Origin of the sequence: Sphaerospermopsis sp. FACHB-1194 (assembly GCF_014696235.1) — a bacterium.
GTDB classification, from domain to species: domain Bacteria; phylum Cyanobacteriota; class Cyanobacteriia; order Cyanobacteriales; family Nostocaceae; genus Sphaerospermopsis; species Sphaerospermopsis kisseleviana.
On record NZ_JACJPU010000008.1, the window covers coordinates 19,075 to 32,977 of the forward strand.

Consider the following 13,903-nt stretch of genomic DNA (forward strand, 5'->3'; position numbering starts at 1 on the left):
AGGTGGAAATATGCAATTTATAGCTAATTCAGATCCCAGCAATTTAGAATCAATCTTGCAACGCATATTTACCAATCGCCGAATTACGCGCCAAGTTCAACATATTATGCAAATCAATCAAGTATTTGATGGTTTAAAAAAAGGCTTAATTAGAGTTGTAGATTAAGAAATTTGAAATTTTAGATTTTGGATTAACTCTATAAATCTCAGGTGTTTTATTATCAACATCACTGGTAAGCAGGTATCTATATTTGTTAATATTTGTGATGTAAAAAACCTGAAAATAGGGTAAGTCTTGATTACTATGCCAACATCTGCAATTGATAATAAAAATGCAGCAGCTATTCATGCAGCTAAAGAAAAAGTTGCTGTGTGCGATCGCTCCCATTGGGGACGCATCCGTGTTTCTAGTGATGACAGTCTGCGGTTTTTACACAACCAAAGCACCAATGATTTTCAACGCCTCAAACCAGGTGAAGGTTGTGATACTGTAATGGTTACATCCACAGCCAGAACTATAGATTTAGTAACTGGTTATGTTCTCGATGATGCAGTGTTACTTTTAGTTTCACCCCATCGGCGAGAATTTTTGATGTCATGGTTAGATCGTTACATATTTTTTGCAGACAAGGTAACGTTAACCGATATCACTGATGAAACTGCAACTTTTAGCCTCATCGGACCCCAAAGCGATGCTATTGTAGAAAAATTGGGGGCTGGTTCACTGATTGGTAAACCCAATAATAGTCACATTGTGGTTGATAATATGATTTTTGCCGTGGGTAGTGGGTTAGCTATCCCTGGATATACTCTCATTTTCCCTGTAGCGGAAAAACAAAAACTGTGGGAGAAAATATTAGAATATGATGCGGTAGAATTGAGCGATCGCCATTGGGAAACTTTGCGAATATTACAAGGTCGTCCTGTACCCGATGCAGAAATCACTGATGAGTATAATCCCTTGGAGATCGGTTTGTGGCAAACTGTATCTTTTAATAAAGGTTGTTACATCGGTCAAGAAACCATTGCTAGATTAAACACCTATAAAGGTGTAAAACAATATTTATGGGGAATTAGTCTTAACGCTCCCGCAGCACCAGGAAGCGTGATTACCATAGGAGATGAAAAAGTCGGTAAACTTACCAGTTACACAGAAACCCCTGAAGGTCATTTTGGACTAGGTTACATTCGTTCTAAAGCTGGTGGTGTAGGGTTAAAAGTGCAAGTAGGAAACAGTGAAGGAGAAGTTGTTTCCATCCCCTTTGTTTCTCATGAATATCCATTATAGGTGATTGGTGATTGGTGATTGGGTTATTAACTTCCCCTTGCACCCTACCCCCCTGCTTTCTTACCAGTCCCCAGTCCCTCACAAGGGTAGGTATTTTACATTGTCGTCAGGGCAAGACTTGGTGGACAAGGTGGACAAGGTGACAAGGGAGGAAAACAGTACAAAGTCTGTATTCTTAGTCACAAAAATAGTCCGTCAAAAAACCATTGTCCGTATAAAATCTTCCTTGTCCATCCCTTCGACTACGCTCAGGACAAGCCTTCCTTGTCTTCCTGGTCTTGCCTTCACAGATTATATTAAAAACCTACCCCTGTGAGGTCCCCAGTCCCCAGTCACCTATTCACCCCTGGACAAAATTCATCCATCCAAGCGGGTAAACTGCGGGCGTTAGTAGTAGCAGAAATATAAGAAATTTCTTTGACGGGAAGACCTGTAAATTGATATTTGATAGGAATTGGTTCTGTGATATTTGGTAATCGCCCAATTCCTAATCTATGGGTTTTCTGAGATATTTCTTCCCTAGCTGCGGTAAAATGATGATCTACTGGTTTGCTAATTGTCACCGCAGAAACAGATTGCTGTTTGTGTTCAACACTGGGAACAATTCTTAACAATACCTGTTTTTTTTTCGGTTCAACCCTAGACTGAAAATCTTGTTTTATCTGTGTATCTGTATGAGAACAAGTCACAGAATTTTTGTGAACAATTTGGTTTTTAGCTAAAGATTTTTCTAATTCTAATAAACGCAACTCCTCATCAGGATTAAAATTCAAACCTAAAGCAGTGACTATTTGATCAGGATTATTATTTAACTCCAGAATAAAAGGAAGTATGTGCTGTAACCGCGGTTCTAAAACCGAGAGAGTGGCTAAAATATAACCAGATGAAGGTCGTCTCACACCATCATAGGTGCGCCAAATTTGCATTTTTGTTAACCAAGAAATATTTTCTTGATAGTAAGTTAACCACTTTAATTTTAAAACTTGGCGTAGCTGCTTAATGTCCATCAGTTTTCTCGCTTCCGTGAACAAGATGCTGTTTTCGGATATTTTTTCATCAGCATTATCTCTGAGGATGAAAACGATGATATAGCATTCTGCGGACTCTTTGACCACCTATTAAATGTTTTTCCACCACTAGGTGTACTTCCAGAGGTAAAACCCGACAATACCACACCATCTCAGGTAACACTAGCACCATTGGACCATTACCACACTGACCCAAGCAGCCACTAGCTGTAACTGTCACATCAGGAACGGATGAAGCTTGAAAAGCTGCTAATACTTCTTTTGCACCTTGTTTGATACAGCTACGATGTTGACACACCTGCACACATTTAGTAGATTCTACTTGATCTTCTGTTGGTAGATTTAACATTACGAATAACCTAAATTTTGAATTATAGCAGGAGGCAGGAGGCAGGAGGCAGGAGGAAAACTGGCTTGGTGAGTGGCTTTAAACTTAAATGCTGTACCTCATCAATCTGCAATCTGCGATATCTTGAATAAAACAATTATCAATTGTCAATTTTCAATTATCAATTGGTAAAAATGATAGAGGTTGACTCATGTTAGCAGCAAAACCTAAAATTCCTGGATCTCGATGTTCATAAAGTAATTCACCTTGATTATTAAATAAAAATGTTCCACCACGTTGAGTTAAATAAGCAGATGATGGTACATAAGTTGACCAATTTTTTAATACTTCTACCATATTTTTCAGTCGCAGAGTAGCTAATTCAAAAGGACGTTGAAAACCACTACCTCCAGCTAGTTTAAAAAACGAACCTTTAAAAGCTGGTAAAGGAGTACCTTCAATCATTTCATCATCTGCTATAAGTTGGGGTGCTTGTTTATCTCCTTTATATCCTCTAAAAACTTCTTTTAATGTTCCAGGACTACCAATACCTGCACACATTAACATTAAATTTAACCAAGATTTCTGACCTAGAGAAAGTCCAGGAACAGAAACTTTTAAACCTGGATAAAGATTCAGTTTTTGATGTAATTCGGCATTTTCATCAACAAATAAATTTTCTTGGGGAAATCCTGTATATTCACAGAATTTTCTTCCAGAAGTGAGATTCCCAATACCTACTGCACGAATAGCAATTTTTTGATTTGCTAAATTTTGCGCTTCTCGCTGTAACCACCAGGCATATTCTAAACTATCAAAATCTCCCAGTTGTGGCAATACTAAAACTAGGATTTTTGCAGCACTTTCGCAATTTTCTAACAACGGTTTTATAGTGCCATCACTCACACATTGAAGTTTGGTTTGAGAAAAAATAATGTAGGGATTCATAGGATTTTAGATTTTAGATTTTGGATTTTGGATTTCATCAGTTTTAAGTAAATCAACTTTCAAAAATATCATCCCCAGATCCCCGACTTCTGCGATAAATTCACAATTTATTGACACGATCATCAAAGAAGTCGGGGATCTTATCAACCCTTTAACTAACAGACAACCCTTTACTAGCTAACCATTCTTTGTTAAATATCCGTGATTGATAGCGAGATCCGCTGTCACAAAGAATAGTCACAATAGTATGTCCGGGTCCCAATTGTTTCGCTAAAGCCACCGCAGCACCAACATTAATTCCTGTTGAACCACCCATTAATAAACCATCTTTTCTTAATAGTTGATAAACCACTCGTAAAGCTTCTTGATCATCAATTTGAATGGCATCATCAATGGGTACGCCTTCCATATTAGCGGTAATTCTACTGTTACCAATACCTTCAGTAATAGAACTACCTTCGATTTTGATTTCGCCGGTTTTCACATAGCTATATAAACCGCTACCCATCGGATCGGCAACAACACATTTAACATTGGGGTTCTTTTCTTTCAAACACATTGCCACACCTGCAAAAGTTCCACCTGTACCGGTTGCAGCTACCCAACCATCAATTTTACCCTCTGTTTGTCGCCAAATTTCCTCACCGGTGGTTTCGTAATGGGCTTGACGATTTGCTAAATTATCAAATTGATTCGCCCAAATGGCGTTTTCCATCTCGGTGGCAATTCTACCAGATAATTTAACGTAATTATTAGGGTCTTTGTAGGGTACAGCCGGAACAGGACGAACTTCCGCACCCAAGGTTGTCAGCGCGTCTATTTTTTCTTGAGATTGGGTATTGGGAATAATAATCAGACATTTATAACCTTTAGCATTACAGATATGCGCTAATCCGATTCCCGTATTACCCGCAGTTCCTTCCACTACTGTACCACCGGGTTTGAGTAAACCTTTTTTTTCTGCATCTTCAATAATGTACAATGCTGCACGATCTTTGACAGAACCTCCGGGATTGAGAAATTCTGCTTTGGCTAAAATTTCGCAACCAGTTTCTTCACTAAAGCTGTTTAAACGAATCAGTGGTGTGTTACCAATAGTACCTACAAATCCTTGTTTTATATCCATGTTAATTGAGTTGAGTTCTTTCCTCTCAAATTTTGCCGTATTGTTGAATCTATCTTAGATGTCCCTAGATAACTTGCGCTAGATCATTCAGCTAGATGGGTAAGTTTCAATTTCAGAAGAATTACGCACAACTAACTGAAGAAAGAATAAGTAGTTTGTATAAATTGCTGTTAGTAATAGCTGTTTGTTGGTGTAATGGTCTGCAAAACAGCGGAAACAGAAGTTTTGTAGGAGTGATTGGTCAATTAATTTTATCATTAATTTATACTTGATTCAGTAATAATACTATATCTTATAGCTATAAGAGCAAAATAAAATATTAATCAAGTCAGTCCTTCAATAAGGTGCATTACCATGAGTGAACTAATACTAAATAGCAGCCAGGATTTATCCCTTCTACTTCCTGGACAGGAAAACAATATTTCTGCATCTATTAATATTTTCCATTATCTTGATGTAACTGACTTTAGTTGTAATACATCTTTATTATCTACAGTTGAAACATCTCAAGCCCTACATAATATAGTAGCAACACCCCTATCATGGGATAATATACTTGGTTGGCAACCTGCGGTTACTCTGCAAGAGTTTGCACAATCTCCAGATTTTCAATCACAAATACACTTGGTTTTTGGAGATAATTTCAACGCAGGGAGATTACAAGACATCCATTCTCAGTGGTTAGTTGGTAATTTGACTGCGTTACCACAGATAGAAGTCTTAAACTCATCCGTATTTCCCACAGGTACATTAGGCGCGTTTTCTGGAGAAACCAATAAAATTTATCTTAACGAAGAATTACTTAGCGGTGGAAATACTGAATTAATTAAAGAAGCAATTATAGAAGAAACTGGACATTGGTTAGACAAAGAAATTAATTCTACTGATACCCCTGGTGATGAGGGAGAATTATTGGCAGCATTTGTGACAGGTAAACAGCTTAATCCTAGTCAAATTGCAGATATTAAAAATCAAGATGATACAACTACAATTTTTGTAGATGGTAAATCTTTAATCGTTGAACAATCAACTGTACCAACAATTACTATTACTGCTAGTGATGCAAGTGCAGCAGAAACGGTAACAGGACAAACTACCAATCCTGGTAGATTTACACTTAGCCGTGCTGGGGATCTCACTTCGGCTTTAACTGTTAATTATACAGTGGTGGGGACAGCAGTTAATGGTACAGATTATACGAGTTTACCGGGAAATGTTAGCTTTGCGGCTGGTGCATCCACAGCGGTAGTGAATGTGACACCGATTGATAATACAACTTCGGAAGCAACAGAAACAGTGACACTCAACCTAGCAACGGGAACAGGTTACAGTTTGGGAACTACGAAAACTGCGACTGTGAATATTGCAGATAATGATATCCCTGTGATTACTATTGCTGCTACATATGCGACTGCTGGGGAAACTATCACAGGACAAACTGCAAATCCTGGTAGATTTACTTTAACGAGAATTGGGAATTTAGCTTCGGCTTTAACTGTTAATTATACAGTGGTGGGGACAGCAGTTAATGGTACAGATTATACGAGTTTACCGGGAAATGTTAGCTTTGCGGCTGGTGCATCCACAGCGGTAGTGAATGTGACACCGATTGATAATACAACTTCGGAAGCAACAGAAACAGTGACACTCAACCTAGCAACGGGAACAGGTTACAGTTTGGGAACTACGAAAACTGCGACTGTGAATATTGCAGATAATGATATCCCTGTGATTACTATTGCTGCTACATATGCGACTGCTGGGGAAACTATCACAGGACAAACTGCAAATCCTGGTAGATTTACTTTAACGAGAATTGGTAATTTAGCTTCGGCTTTAACTGTTAATTATACAGTTGTGGGGACAGCGGTTAATGGTACAGATTATACGAGTTTACCGGGAAATGTTAGTTTTGCGGCTGGTGCATCCACAGCGGTAGTGAATGTGACACCTGTTGATGATACAACTTCGGAAGCAACAGAAACAGTGACACTCAACCTAGCAACGGGAACAGGTTACAGTTTGGGAACTACGAAAACTGCGACTGTGAATATTGCAGATAATGATATCCCTGTGATTACTATTGCTGCTACAGATGCGACTGCTGGGGAAACTATCACAGGACAAACTGCAAATCCTGGTAGATTTACTTTAACGAGAATTGGTAATTTAGCTTCAGCTTTAACTGTTAATTATACAGTTGTGGGGACAGCGGTTAATGGTACAGATTATACGAGTTTACCGGGAAATGTTAGTTTTGCGGCTGGTGCATCCACAGCGGTAGTGAATGTGACACCTGTTGATGATACAGGTTTTGAGGGTGATGAGACGGTTATAGGACTGTGACAATTGCAGATAATGATCAATCCACCACAGATACAACAGCACCATCTTTAGGAAGTTTTTCATTATCAACAACTTCAGTAAATACATCTATATCTGCTCAATCTATAACAGTTACAGCCCAGATTACTGATGATATGAGTGGTTTAGTTTCATCTAATAGTTATGCAATAGCACGTTTCCAAAGTCCTTCAGGACAACAATCTGTTTCTGTGCTTTTGGATTCTTCTGATCGTACATCTGGAACAGCGCAAAATGGTATTTATAGTGATAGACTAACTGTTCCTCAATTTAGTGAAGCAGGAATTTGGACACTTGATTATTTTTCTCTTAGAGATGCTGTAGGTAATCGCAAATCTCTTTATCTTGCTGATCTTCAACTGTTGGGTTTTCCCACTCAGTTTACTGTGGTTGGTAGTCCTGATACAACAGCACCATCTTTAGGAAGTTTTTCATTATCAACAACTTCAGTAAATACATCTATATCTGCTCAATCTATAACAGTTACAGCCCAGATTACTGATGATATGAGTGGTTTAGTTTCATCTAATAGTTATGCAATAGCACGTTTCCAAAGTCCTTCAGGACAACAATCTGTTTCTGTGCTTTTGGATTCTTCTGATCGTACATCTGGAACAGCACAAAATGGTATTGATAGTGATAGACTAACTGTTCCTCAATTTAGTGAAGCAGGAATTTGGACACTTGATTATTTTTCTCTTAGAGATGCTGTAGGTAATCGCAAATCTCTTTATCTTGCTGATCTTCAACTGTTGGGTTTTCCCACTCAGTTTACTGTGATCTAGTCAATAGCTTGGGTTGAAATAATAAAATATTGATACCTAAAACTGCTATTCTGCTACAGTGACGATGGGAAAGCGATCGCCTTTCTATTGAGATTTGGGGGATGTGCGATCGCTTGTGTGGGGATGCGAGAGAGCGATACCTGCGGTGAGCTACGCTAACGCTGTTGGGGAGGTGGTAACTGCGATCATGGTAAAACTAAAGTAGATATCACCCTTTCCGTGTTAAAATCAGAAATTTATAAATTCAAGATTGTGAAATCAAAAATTTACATTGAAACCAGTATTCCTAGCTTTTACTATGAAATTCGGACTGAACCGGATATGATAGCGCGTAAAGAATGGACTCGTTTTTGGTGGAATACAGTAAGGCAGCAATATGAAGTTGTGACAAGTATTGCGGTTTTAGATGAACTTAATAAAGGCAATTTCCCCAATAAAGAAGAAGTCATTGAACTTCTGAATGATATTCCTTTGATAGATATTGAACCAGAAATTGTGGAAATTGTACAAACCTATATTCAAAATCAGGTTATGCCTAATGATCCTTTAGGTGATGCTCTCCATCTTGCCATAGCATCCTATCATAAATGTGATTTCCTGCTAACTTGGAATTGTCGTCACTTAGCTAACGCTAACAAGTTTGGGCATATTAGGCGAGTTAATGTTATGCTAGGTTTGTATGTTCCTGCCTTGGTAACTCCCTTAGAATTAATGGATAATGAATAATGATTACTCTAGATGATTCTGTACTGCAACAAATCCGAGAAATTCGTCATCAAATTTCTCAAAATAATCAGCATGATCCACAGAAATTAATTCAGTATTATATAGAATTACAACAACAATATAAACAAAGAAAAAATAAATTAAACAGTCAATAACCTTACTTATTGTTTAATAATGATCGCTTTGCTGATGGGAGGGTGAAATGCGATTTTTTGGGATGAAGGAGAGCGATCGCCTTTCTATTGAGATTTGGGGGATGTGCGATCGCTTGCTAAAATAGAAGTAACTTAAAGTTAGAGGAGAAACAAATAAATGATGACTTTAGAAATGGCGATCGCTAATTTGAATGTGAGCTATAATACAACATAACTCACTATCTGGAGTGAATACAAATGACATCACAAGATGAACATAATAGAAAACTACAACGCCGAGTAGATAAGCGACTGCAAGAAATAGATAATCTCATAAATTCTCATGAAGCGCCTTTTTATCCAACACAAAAATATCAACCAGACAATTCTCAAAAACCAGCGAAAAAAACAGTAATTTTTGCGGCTAAATTTTCGGGACTTGCTGTTGCTGCCGTGGTTGTCGTGCAGATATTATTATTTATAGCAAGAATTGTTGTAATTGCTGCTTTAGCTTTTTTTGTTTATAAACTATTTCTAGAATCAAAATTACCAAAGATGAAATAAAATTTGTTGGATGAATATTAATATTTTCCATTAAACCAACAATCACAATCACCAAATTTTCGCCATATTCAAAACAAACCCTGGTAAAATAGGATCACAATTTACGGTTTCAGGATTTTCTAAACATTCCACTGGTTGTCCAGGACGATAAATATAAACTCGGCGATGTTTACGATCAATTAATAATCCTAATTGTATTCCGGGTTCTTCCATGTATTCCATCATTTTCTCTTTTAATGGTTGCAAATTATCGGAAGCTGACCTTAATTCAATGATAAAATCTGGACAAATAGGAGCAAACTTTTTCTGTTGTTCTGGTGTCAAAGTATTCCATCTTTCTAATTTTATCCAGGAAGCATCGGGAGAACGTTCTGCACTTGTGGAAAGTTTAAAACCTGTACTGGAAGAAAAAGCAATACCCGTACCATCTTTTTCTGTCCATACCCACAACTGTCCTAGAATATTAATCTCTCTGTTTCCGGTTTCTGATCCTGCTGGTGACATAATTGATATTTCTCCAAATTTATTTCTCTCAATGCGTAAGTTACGGTTAATTTGACAGAAATCAAAAAATTGTTCATCTGTCATTTTAACTGATGATGGTAATTGAAAAACTATAGGTGATGATAGCATTATCTTTAATCCTACTTTGCTGATCTAACTTATTGTATTATATAAAAAAACGGTGGGTTATAAAATCTTTAACCCACCCTACGAATGAATATTTATGGTAATGAAAACTATTTATTAGGTTGGGGAGTCATGCGTAAATAAGGTTTAATTTCTTGATAACCTTTGGGGAATTTCTCTTTGAGAACTTCGGGATCTTTTAAGGATGGAACAATTACACAATCATCACCATCTTTCCAGTCTGCTGGTGTAGCAACACTGTAGTTATCTGTCAATTGTAAAGAGTCAATTACCCGCAATAATTCATCAAAATTGCGTCCAGTGCTGGGGGGGTAGGTGAAAGAAAGACGTAATTTTTTGTTGGGATCGATAATGAATACAGAACGCACTGTGATGTTTGCAGCCGCGTTAGGATGAATCATATCATAAAGGTCAGAAACCTTTTTGTCTGCATCTGCCAAAATTGGGTAGTTGAGGGCGGTGTTTTGGGTTTCTTCGATATCACCTACCCAACCGTTATGAGATTCTACATCATCAACACTGAGAGCGATCGCTTTCACGTTGCGTTTGTCAAATTCGGGTTTTAACTTTGCAACTGTACCTAATTCTGTGGTGCAAACAGGTGTATAGTCAGCAGGGTGAGAAAATAATACTACCCAGCTATCACCCGCCCATTCATAAAAATTGATGTCGCCGTGTGTAGACGCTTGTGTAAAGTTAGGTACTGTATCACCAAGACGGAGAGCCATGCTAGATTCCCTGTAATTAGAAAAGATAGTTATTTTACTTTGACAGTATGACACAAATCAACTATTATCCTATGGACATTTTGCAGATTGCAACAAAATTTTAAGTTTCTTAACTCTGAGGATATCAATCCCATTAATTCTTTATTCTGACTCCTGACTCCTGGCTCCTGCCATAATTTCTTGATATGCTTGAATTACTTGTTGTGCGATCGCATCGCAGCTAAAATTATTTAACGCATATTCTTTAGCATTTAACCCCCGTCGTTGACATTCTTGGATATTTGATAAAGCTGTTTTTAATAACTCAAAAATTGATTCAACTTGGTTTTTTTCTTGGTTTTGAACATACAGCAGATTTCATTATTATGAGGTACAAATCATAATTATGAAACTCTTGTGGGGTGGGCATACTTCGACAAGCTCAGTACAAGTCTTGCCCACCAATCGTGTACCTCATTACAAAGGAAAGTGCTGTAACTGTTTACGCTATGTGTTCTTGAACTTGTGAAACTAATTCCTTTGTCCAATAGTTTACCAATTCCGTATCCGCAGCTTCTACCATAACTCTAATTACTGGTTCTGTGCCAGATGCACGGACTAATATCCGTCCATTATCACCCATTGCGGCTTCGGCTTTGGCGATCGCTCTCTGTACTGGTTCGCATTTTTCCCAACCTAAGCGTTTTTCTCTGTCTTCTACTCTCACGTTTTGTAATAGTTGCGGATAGGTTTGAAAACTTTGATCTACCATTTCTGCTAAGGAAACTCCTGCTGCTTTCACCACTGCGGCTAAATGTAATCCTGTTAATAAACCATCTCCAGTCATGCCATAATGACGACATAGGATATGTCCTGATTGTTCTCCCCCTAACATTCCCCCAGTTTTTAACATTTCTGCTTGTACGTACTGATCCCCGACGGCGGTACGAATTAATTTACCACCCTGCTTTTCCCAAGCTTTCTCAAATCCCAGGTTAGCCATGACTGTGGAAATAATCAAGTTATCTGGTAATTTTTGTTGCTCTTGCAAATGACAACCCCAAAGGTAAAGAATGTAATCACCGTTTACTTGTCTACCAGTATTATCTACAGCTAATACTCGATCTGCATCGCCATCAAAGGCAAAACCCATATCGGCTTTATACTCTTTCACTGCGTCAGCTAAAATATCTAAATGGGTAGAACCGCAATTGACGTTAATGCGATCGCCATCCGCTTGGTTATGCAAGCAAATTACATCCGCGCCCATCTGAGTAAATACGGTCGATGCTAACCCCACAGCCGCACCCCAAGCCACATCTAAGACAATTTTCATTCCTTGCAGATTTACTTGTGGCTGTAATGGTTGTTGCAGTGCCTGTCCGTAATCTCCAATTAATTCTGTTCTTAAATAATGCTTTCCACAGTTGCTTACACTGCTAACAGTTGCCAGTTTACCCCGCAAACCCGCTTCTATTTGCCCTTGTAATTCTTTTGACAGCTTTGTACCATTTGCCCCAAAGATTTTAATACCATTATCTTCTGGTGGGTTATGGCTGGCAGATATCATTACACCACCGATAGCTTCTGTGATGCTGGTAAGATAAGCAACGCAAGGAGTGGGACATAAACCCAAATACCAAACTTCTAGCCCTGCGGCGGTTAAACCTGCACTTAACGCCATTGCCAGCATATCACTAGAATTTCTGGAGTCTTGACCTAAAATTATCGGTCCATTTTTTGCTAAACCATTATTTGCAGCATGATCACGTAAAACAATACCCGCCCAAAAACCAACCTGTAAAGCCAAAGGAGCATTTAACAATTCTCCCACTTTTCCCCGAATGCCATCTGTACCAAATAACGGCGTTTTTGGCAAGGATAGCAAACTAGGAACAAAATTACTTGCAAGACTGGCCACATAACCATCAGATATACTGCTTTGAGTCCGAGTTATAGAAGAAACCATATTTTTCAACACTCCACACCATTAAACATTTCGGAGAATAACACTTTAATCCCTGTTCAACAATTCTGAGGAATTATTAACAAACAGTACACCTGTAATTTTTCCTGAATGACTATGAACTTTAACGATTTTATGTTAAGTAACATTACAGGTGCTTATTAATTGTTTACTATAAAAAATCCTCATTGTTGGCTAAATCAAGCAATTAGCTTTGTATTTATAACCTAATAAATGTCTATTGCCAGAATTAAGGTATAAATAAATACTAAAACACTGTAACTTAATGAATTTTAATATAAATTCTCATCAAATAGTTCTAATGTAACCTTTTAGTGGCATTTTTTCGCCATTTGTCAAAAATCCCAACAGTTGACTTTTTAAAGTAGAGAAATTTAGCATGAGCAGTAATTTAGCCTCCAAGTTACGAGTAGGTACAAAAAAAGCGCATACGATGGCAGAAAACGTTGGTTTTGTCAAGTGCTTTTTAAAAGGAGTGGTAGAAAAAAATTCATACCGGAAACTGGTTGCTAACTTTTATTTCATCTACTCAGCAATGGAAGAGGAGATGGAAAAGCACAAAAATCACCCTGTTGTGGGTAAAATTTATTTTCCTGAACTGAACCGCAAGCATTCTTTAGAGCAGGATTTAGCTTACTACTATGGTTATAACTGGCGGGAGCAGATCAAATTATCCCCTGCTGGTGAGACTTATGTAAACCGCATTCGGGAAATTTCCGCTACAGCACCCGAATTGTTGGTTGCACATTCCTATACTCGTTATTTGGGTGACTTGTCTGGTGGACAAATTCTTAAAAACATTGCTGTAACTGCGATGAACCTGGGTGAAGCTGAAGGTACAGCTTTTTATGAATTTGCAGATATTAGCGATGAGAAGGGATTTAAAGCCAAATATCGGCAAAATTTGGATGAAATGCCCATTGATGATGCTACAGGCGATCGCATTGTCGAAGAAGCTAACGACGCTTTTGGTGTAAACATGAAGATGTTCAAAGAGTTAGAAGGTAATTTGATCAAGGCGATCGGTATCATGGTTTATAACACCTTGACTCGTAAGCGGACAAAAGGTAGTACAGAATTGGTGACTGCTGAGTAATTAGGTGACAGGTGACAGGTGACAGGTGACAGTATTAAAAGCCTTTCATTGTCTCGTCTATAATTAACAACCATTGAATTAGGGGTAATTTCCCTGTGATTGTTTTCTGTGGATGAAAGCAAGCGGAGGGAAGTTACCCCTAAATTTTAAAATCATCTATATTAGGACTTA

Annotated in this window: 15 protein-coding genes and 1 pseudogene; 8 read left to right on the forward strand and 8 right to left on the reverse strand. The window is 38.0% G+C overall.

Features of this window, described 5'->3' with window-relative positions; all coding sequences use genetic code 11:
- Positions 1-10: 10 nt before the first annotated feature.
- Both H6F45_RS06745 and H6F45_RS06750 read left to right on the forward strand, forming a co-directional pair.
- Positions 11-166, forward strand: a complete 156-nt coding sequence (locus tag H6F45_RS06745; RefSeq protein ID WP_190346818.1) for a hypothetical protein — start codon at positions 11-13, stop codon at positions 164-166.
- A gap of 138 nt (positions 167-304) precedes the next feature.
- Positions 305-1,288, forward strand: coding sequence for a folate-binding protein YgfZ (locus H6F45_RS06750; RefSeq protein ID WP_096570684.1), 984 nt, complete (start codon positions 305-307; stop codon positions 1,286-1,288).
- 332 nt (positions 1,289-1,620) lie between these two features.
- Here the strand turns inward: H6F45_RS06750 and H6F45_RS06755 are convergent, their stop codons facing one another.
- From H6F45_RS06755 to H6F45_RS06770, 4 genes are all read right to left on the reverse strand, one after another.
- Positions 1,621-2,295: a DUF5331 domain-containing protein gene (locus tag H6F45_RS06755; RefSeq protein WP_190346819.1), complete on the reverse strand. Its 675-nt coding sequence runs from the start codon at positions 2,293-2,295 to the stop codon at positions 1,621-1,623.
- 55 nt (positions 2,296-2,350) lie between these two features.
- Entirely contained in the window at positions 2,351-2,665 is a 315-nt protein-coding gene (locus H6F45_RS06760; RefSeq protein ID WP_137669177.1) for a (2Fe-2S) ferredoxin domain-containing protein, read from the reverse strand.
- A 153-nt stretch (positions 2,666-2,818) separates the two neighbouring features.
- Entirely contained in the window at positions 2,819-3,592 is a 774-nt protein-coding gene (locus H6F45_RS06765) for a peroxiredoxin-like family protein (protein ID WP_190346820.1), read from the reverse strand.
- 151 nt (positions 3,593-3,743) lie between these two features.
- Entirely contained in the window at positions 3,744-4,718 is a 975-nt protein-coding gene (locus tag H6F45_RS06770; RefSeq protein WP_096570676.1) for a cysteine synthase A, read from the reverse strand.
- A 354-nt stretch (positions 4,719-5,072) separates the two neighbouring features.
- Between H6F45_RS06770 and H6F45_RS06775 the strand changes: the two genes are divergently transcribed.
- The 5 genes from H6F45_RS06775 (at position 5,073) to H6F45_RS06795 (ending at position 9,291) form a co-directional block, all read left to right on the forward strand.
- Positions 5,073-7,064 carry a Calx-beta domain-containing protein gene (locus H6F45_RS06775; protein ID WP_190346821.1) on the forward strand — a complete coding sequence of 664 codons (1,992 nt, stop codon included), beginning with the start codon at positions 5,073-5,075 and terminating at the stop codon, positions 7,062-7,064.
- Complete coding sequence (locus tag H6F45_RS06780; protein WP_190346822.1) at positions 7,061-7,867, forward strand: hypothetical protein; 807 nt, start codon at positions 7,061-7,063, stop codon at positions 7,865-7,867. The genes H6F45_RS06775 and H6F45_RS06780 overlap by 4 nt, the downstream gene beginning before the upstream one ends.
- Before the next feature lie 252 nt (positions 7,868-8,119).
- A complete protein-coding gene (locus H6F45_RS06785) occupies positions 8,120-8,593 on the forward strand; it encodes a PIN domain-containing protein (protein ID WP_190346823.1) in 474 nt (157 codons plus the stop codon).
- On the forward strand, positions 8,593-8,748 hold the full coding sequence (locus H6F45_RS06790) for a hypothetical protein (RefSeq protein ID WP_162501880.1): 156 nt from the start codon (positions 8,593-8,595) through the stop codon (positions 8,746-8,748). The genes H6F45_RS06785 and H6F45_RS06790 overlap by 1 nt, the downstream gene beginning before the upstream one ends.
- 237 nt (positions 8,749-8,985) lie before the next feature.
- A complete protein-coding gene (locus tag H6F45_RS06795) occupies positions 8,986-9,291 on the forward strand; it encodes a hypothetical protein (RefSeq protein WP_190346824.1) in 306 nt (101 codons plus the stop codon).
- Between the two features lie 48 nt (positions 9,292-9,339).
- Here the strand turns inward: H6F45_RS06795 and H6F45_RS06800 are convergent, their stop codons facing one another.
- The 4 genes and pseudogenes from H6F45_RS06800 to glmM all read right to left on the reverse strand — a co-directional run bounded on the left by H6F45_RS06800 (position 9,340) and on the right by glmM (position 12,618).
- Positions 9,340-9,924, reverse strand: coding sequence for a Uma2 family endonuclease (locus H6F45_RS06800; RefSeq protein WP_190346825.1), 585 nt, complete (start codon positions 9,922-9,924; stop codon positions 9,340-9,342).
- 107 nt (positions 9,925-10,031) lie between these two features.
- Positions 10,032-10,670, reverse strand: coding sequence for a peroxiredoxin (locus tag H6F45_RS06805; RefSeq protein WP_096570672.1), 639 nt, complete (start codon positions 10,668-10,670; stop codon positions 10,032-10,034).
- Between the two features lie 141 nt (positions 10,671-10,811).
- Positions 10,812-10,991: pseudogene (locus H6F45_RS26410) on the reverse strand (glycosyl transferase group 1); the annotation flags it as partial.
- Positions 10,992-11,151: 160 nt separating this feature from the next.
- Complete coding sequence (gene glmM / locus H6F45_RS06810; RefSeq protein WP_137667644.1) at positions 11,152-12,618, reverse strand: phosphoglucosamine mutase; 1,467 nt, start codon at positions 12,616-12,618, stop codon at positions 11,152-11,154.
- A 397-nt stretch (positions 12,619-13,015) separates the two neighbouring features.
- Between glmM and H6F45_RS06815 the strand changes: the two genes are divergently transcribed.
- Positions 13,016-13,732 carry a heme oxygenase (biliverdin-producing) gene (locus H6F45_RS06815; RefSeq protein ID WP_096570668.1) on the forward strand — a complete coding sequence of 239 codons (717 nt, stop codon included), beginning with the start codon at positions 13,016-13,018 and terminating at the stop codon, positions 13,730-13,732.
- Positions 13,733-13,903 lie beyond the last annotated feature (171 nt).